General features: G+C 42.5%; 3 protein-coding genes. All 3 read right to left on the bottom strand.

The window, feature by feature from the left end; genetic code table 11:
• Positions 1-55 precede the first annotated feature (55 nt).
• Positions 56-1024 carry a galactose-1-epimerase gene (locus AM305_RS05010; RefSeq protein ID WP_005823660.1) on the bottom strand — a complete coding sequence of 323 codons (969 nt, stop codon included), beginning with the start codon at positions 1022-1024 and terminating at the stop codon, positions 56-58.
• A 184-nt stretch (positions 1025-1208) separates the two neighbouring features.
• Entirely contained in the window at positions 1209-2363 is a 1155-nt protein-coding gene (gene galK / locus AM305_RS05005) for a galactokinase (RefSeq protein ID WP_005823658.1), read from the bottom strand.
• A 147-nt stretch (positions 2364-2510) separates the two neighbouring features.
• Complete coding sequence (gene galT, locus AM305_RS05000) at positions 2511-3560, bottom strand: galactose-1-phosphate uridylyltransferase (RefSeq protein WP_005823656.1); 1050 nt, start codon at positions 3558-3560, stop codon at positions 2511-2513.
• Positions 3561-3721: the final 161 nt, after the last annotated feature.

Genomic DNA, 3721 nt, shown 5'->3' with positions numbered 1-3721 from the left:
CATAAATTTTCCTAAAATTGACTTTTGTACAACTGCTACGTAATACCGCAAATTTTTAGAACATAAACTGATAACTTATTTTATGGTTATAGGGCTCATTTGCTTTTAAAATACCGCCAAATTTTGCCAATTCCGGCTGATTTGGGCTGTTGGGGAAAAACTCGGGTTCTAACGCAATACCGGCATAATCTTCATATTCGCCCGCTTGCATATTGGGTTGTCCTTTTAGCCAATTGCCCGTGTAAATTTGAATGGCTGGATAGCTGGTATCCAATTTAAGCGTTAAATCTTCCACTGCTAGACAAGCGGTAAAATCTTGTAATTTTTTTGCAATAAGAAAAGCGTGATCGTAGCCTTTTACGTTTTGTTGATCGGCATCGCTCAGCAAATCCTTGCCGATGATTTTTGCTTGGCGGAAATCAAAACTTGTCCCTTCCACCGATTGTAAAGGCTTATTGGGTGTACCATTTTCATCGACCGGTAAATAATGGCTCGCATTTAATTGCAAGCGATGATGTTTAATTGTAGGTTCGCCACTTAAATTAAAATAAGCGTGATTGGTCAAGCAAAGAGGGGTGTCTTGCGAAGCCTGCGCCGAAAAGTAAACATCAAGACAGTCGTCATTGAGGCTGTATTCCACAGTCGTTTTAACTTCTCCGCCAAATCCTTCTTCGCCATCTGCAAAATAATAGACAAATTTAACCGCTTGTGGGCTTTGGCTTAGGATTTCCCATTCCACTTTATCCGCTCCCACATTACCACCGTGTAGATTATTGCGACCGTTATTCGCTGCCAGTTGGTAAGTCTTTCCGTTTAGTTGATATTGTGCATTAGCAATGCGGTTGGCATAACGCCCAATGGTTGCCCCAAAGTAAGCGGTCTGTTTTTGCCAATTTTTTGCAGAGGTAGTAACCAAAACTTCTCGCTCGCCTTTTGGGTGTTTTACAATGCAAGAAAGCCAAGATGCCCCAAAGGGAGAAAGGGTTAATTTAAGATATTTGTTTTCAAGTGTGATAAGTTGCATAACAGCTCCTTAATTTCCCTCGCCCGCTTGCGGGAGAGGGTGGAGAAAATTCCTAGAATTTTCGGAGGGAGAGGGGAATTTATAAAATTTTTTGAAAAAATGACCGCTTCCCCCTCTCTCTGCCAGCTCACTAGACGTTCGCTGGCTGTCTCTCTCCCGCAAGCGGGCGAGAGTAAGATGGGAATTAAACCACCCTCACCCCATCGCTTGCGGTGCAAACGTAGAAAGTTTCTTTAATTCCCGTTTGTTTTTCGTAATTGTCTGCAATCAATTGGCGGAGTGCTTCGACTTTTTCGTGAGGCACAAGGCATACGATACAACCACCAAAGCCACCGCCGGTCATTCTTGCCCCCCCTTTTTTGCCGATAGCGACTTGGGCTAATTCCACCAAATAATCAATTTCCGGAATGGTAATTTCAAAATCATCACGCATTGAGTCGTGAGATTGCGCCATTAACTCGCCTAATTTTTCCATATCATTGGCTTTCAAGGCAGCGACTGCATCTAACACACGTTGGTTTTCCGTTACCACGTGTTTCGCACGTTTATAAGCTAACTCACTTTCTGCTTTCAATGCTTCGGCTCTGGCAAGAAAATCCGCAACGCTCAAATCACGTAAGGCTTTCACACCAAAGAATTTTGCGGCTTGTTCACACTCTTGGCGGCGGCTGTTATATTCGCCGGTAACTAAATCGTGCTTCACATTTGAGTTAATGATAGCAATGTCATAACCTTGTGGCACAGGCGTTGGCGTAATCTCTAAAGAGCGGCAATCAATCATCACTAAATGATCTTTTTGCCCCAATGCAGAGGTAAGTTGATCCATATTGCCGCAATTTGCTCCGACAAATTTGTTTTCAGCTTCTTGCCCGATCAAGGCGATCTCCGCCAATGAAAGGGGTAAATCGCCAAGCCATTGGCAGGTTTTCCCGATAGAAATTTCTAAAGCGGCAGAAGAGCTTAAACCTGATGACATCGGCACATCACTTGTCATCGCAATATCTGCACCTTGTTGGAAATTCGGGCATTTTGCTTGAATATATTTCACAACACCACGGACATAGTTTGCCCATTTATGTTCACTTTTTTCGATAGGTTGGCTCAAATCAAATTCATCTTGTTCTTGAATATCAATGGCATAAACTCGCCAACGACTGTCATTGCGTTTTTTGATACTTACCGCCATACCATAATTGATCGCACAAGGCATCACAAAGCCATCGTTATAATCTGTATGCTCGCCGATAATGTTTACCCGACCAGGGGCAAAAATGGTTTGCTCGGCGTTTTCGCCATAATGTTGTTTAAATTGGATTTGAGAAAGTTCGATTGGGGTCATAGTATATTCCTCTTAATTGCACAAACTTTTGATTTCGTAGGAGCGGGGGTTATCCCCGCCCGAAAAATACATTTACCGTTCGGGTGGGGATAAACCCCACCCCTACAACGAAAATCTGGTATTTGTGCAAGCTCAGTATAATACTGATTATTTATCTTTATAATGCACTTCATCACTCACGGCATTTAATCTTTCTGCCGCTTGTTCTGGGGTAAGATCTCGTTGGCTTTCTGCCATCATTTCATAACCCACCATAAATTTACGCACAGTTGCAGAACGTAAAAGCGGTGGGTAAAAATGGGCGTGGAGTTGCCAATGCGCATTTTCTTTGCCATTAAACGGTGCAAAATGGAAGCCCATTGAATAAGGGAAACTGATGTTAAACAGGTTGTCATAGCGTGTTGTTAATTTTTTTAGGGCTAACGCGAGATCTTCTTTTTCTGCCGGATTAAGCTCTTCTATCGATTTAAACTGCTTCGCTTTTGGCAATAACAGTGTTTCAAATGGCCACGCGGCCCAATAAGGCACAACGGCAATCCAGTCTTTGGTTTCTACGACAATACGCTCTTTTTTTTCTAGCTCTCGTTGAGCGTAATCGAGCAATAATGGGCGTTGATGTTTGGCAAAATAATCGGCTTGGCATTCATCTTCTGTGGCTAATTCATTCGGTAGAAAATTACTTGCCCAGATTTGCCCGTGCGGATGAGGGTTAGAGCAACCCATCATTGCTCCTTTGTTTTCAAAAAGTTGCACCCATTGATAACGTTGTTTTAGCTCGCCAACCTGCTCTTGCCAAACGTCTACCACTTGCGAAATTTCTTCAACGCTTAATTGTGGCAAGGTTTTGCTGTGATCAGGCGAAAAGCAGATCACACGGCTTTCCCCTTGCGTGTGAGAAATTTGAAAAAGGGGGTCATCATTTGCTTCTGGTGCTGGTGTATCCGGTAACAAGGCGGAAAAATCATTTTTGAACACAAACGGCTTGCTATATGCCGGATTTTGCTCGCCGGTAATCCGTTTATTGCTTGGGCAAAGATAGCAAGTTGGATCATAACTTGGTTTGTCTTCTGCCACGATCTCTTCTTGTTGCCCTTGCCACGGGCGTTTAGCGCGATGTGGTGAAACTAAAATCCATTGATTTTTCAACGGATTAAAACGGCGATGTGGGTGATCATTTAAAATAAATTGCGTTGTCATAGTAATCGCTCCATTTCAATCAGATTTTTGGAGTATAGTTTAACTTTGCTTTTTAAGCTGTGATAAGGATCACAAGTATAGGGAAATATGTAATATAACGTTGTATTTGTACAAAATTTAACACCCTTTTGTACGGTATTATGTAGCAGTTGCACAAAATT

This window comes from Actinobacillus minor NM305, assembly GCF_000175195.1.
GTDB classification, from domain to species: domain Bacteria; phylum Pseudomonadota; class Gammaproteobacteria; order Enterobacterales; family Pasteurellaceae; genus Haemophilus_A; species Haemophilus_A minor.
This window is presented reverse-complemented; position numbering and strand designations above follow the sequence as displayed.